Raw genomic sequence first — 1,846 nt, forward strand, 5'->3', positions numbered from 1 at the left:
GCTGCCACAGATACAACGCTATTTAACCTCACAATACCCCCGGCTTGAATTAAACTTTCTTGCTGGTATGACAGAAACCAATATTAAGAATGTGCGTGTTGGGCGTATGGATGGTGCCTTTATCTCAGGACAGCTCGATGATCCACAGATTGAAGTCATGCCACTTGGTAAGGTCGAACTTTGCGTGGCAGCCCCCGTTGACTGGCGAGTAAGAATATCACCAGGGTCTATTGAGTTACTGGCAAAACAACCCTGGGTTTATACTTCGCCCGATTGCGCCTATTTCAGTGCGATTCAATCCTTATTCGATATTCACTGTTGTAAGCCAGAAAAAGTGCTGGTTTCCGATCAGGAAGATGCTCTGCACAGTATGGTTAAGGCAGGTGTTGGAATAGGAATTGTAAGAAAAGACATTGCCGAGAAAGGAGAAGAGGATGGCTATTTTTACATTCCACCCACCGACATCCCCTCGGTCAGCCTGGATTTTATCTATCTCAAAAAGCGAGCTAATGATCCCATCATCCGCGCTTTCAAGAATGCTCTGAATACAATCTGGGATATTGACCCTGCTGAGGCGCAACATCAGGAAGCGAGTTAATTGAATACTCACATCATGATGGACACAGCTACTATCAGGCATTCAACTGAGCTGTGGTCATACCTCAGTTCGTTCGACCAACAGCTTAAGTCTGATGCAATTGTCATTTGTTGCTCCTACGATCTCAGGGTCTGTGATCATGCCTGTAATCTCATCAAATCAGGTTTCTCAGATAAACTCCTCATCAGTGGTAAAACAGGCAACTGGACCAGACATATCTGGTCATCCCCTGAAGCAATGATTTTTCAAAAACGTGCATTATCCAATGGCATTGATGAAAGCTGTATTCAGCTGGAAACCGAAGCGACCAATTTTGGTGAGAATATTACCTTTTCAAAAAGGCTGTTACCCAATGTTAATACGGTGACTTTTGTATCCAAACCTAATGCGTTACTCAGAGTTAAATTAACAGCAGAAGCTCAATGGCCCGGTGTCACGTCATATGTTACCTGCCCACCTCTCTCCTTTCCCCAACAGGTATCTGATATTGTTGGAGTTCTTGGTGTTATCAATGAAATGGTAGGTGATATAGAGCGGATTCAAAAATATCCAGCGCTTGGGTACCAGGCTTCGCATGAGCTGCCTGAGGACATTATTCGAGCATGTCATTACCTGATTGAACAGGGATTTACCGATCACCTCATGCCTGTCGATTAAGTCAGCTTAACTCATCAGTAAGTTGCTCTAACATCATCCATACGACTGGAGATAGTGACATCCTGTCCCAGATGTTTATCGAAGATAGTGGCATAGGCCAAAACAGCCTGTATATATTTTCTGGTTTCATTAAATGGAACCGTTTCAACCCATAGATCTGCTGGCAGAGGTTCTGTTTCGGGTAGCCATTTCTTTACATTCCTGGGGCCCGCATTATAGGCTGCAGCCGCTAGAGGAATATTATTATCGAAACGGTTTAATACCGTTTTAAAGTATTGTGTACCCAGCTTTATATTGTTGCTGACATTCAAAATATCATTTTGGGCTGGTTTTTTAAGCCCCAGAGACTTCGCCACATTTCTAGCAGTAGCAGGCATTAATTGCATTAATCCCAGCGCGCCAACCCGAGACCTGGCGAGTGGATCAAACAGGCTCTCCCGACGAATGATACCGTAAACAACCGACGCATCGAGATTGTGACTGCTAACCTGTTGCATGACTTCATCCTGGAAAGGCATCGGAAAACGTAGATCGTAATCGTTTCTGTGTTTGGTTTTGGCAACGGTTTTGATCGCATTATCAAACCATTTC

The 1,846-nt window shown here is 44.1% G+C and carries 3 protein-coding genes; 2 read left to right on the forward strand and 1 reads right to left on the reverse strand.

Translation table 11 applies throughout. The features are described 5' to 3' along the window. Window positions 1–598: LysR family transcriptional regulator substrate-binding protein (locus tag ACQY6I_RS08690; RefSeq protein ID WP_428241086.1), on the forward strand; the 598-nt coding region annotated here is incomplete at its 5' end. After that, window positions 599–1,255 carry a YdcF family protein gene (locus ACQY6I_RS08695; protein ID WP_428241087.1) on the forward strand — a complete coding sequence of 219 codons (657 nt, stop codon included), beginning with the start codon at window positions 599–601 and terminating at the stop codon, window positions 1,253–1,255. It begins immediately after the preceding gene. A 14-nt stretch (window positions 1,256–1,269) separates the two neighbouring features. On the opposite strand, the gene ACQY6I_RS08700 is transcribed toward ACQY6I_RS08695, so the two are convergent. After that, a partial coding sequence (locus tag ACQY6I_RS08700) for a lytic transglycosylase domain-containing protein (protein ID WP_428241088.1) occupies window positions 1,270–1,846 on the reverse strand: 577 nt, incomplete at its 5' end.

The organism is Gynuella sp., assembly GCF_050297175.1.
Lineage (GTDB): Bacteria > Pseudomonadota > Gammaproteobacteria > Pseudomonadales > Natronospirillaceae > Gynuella.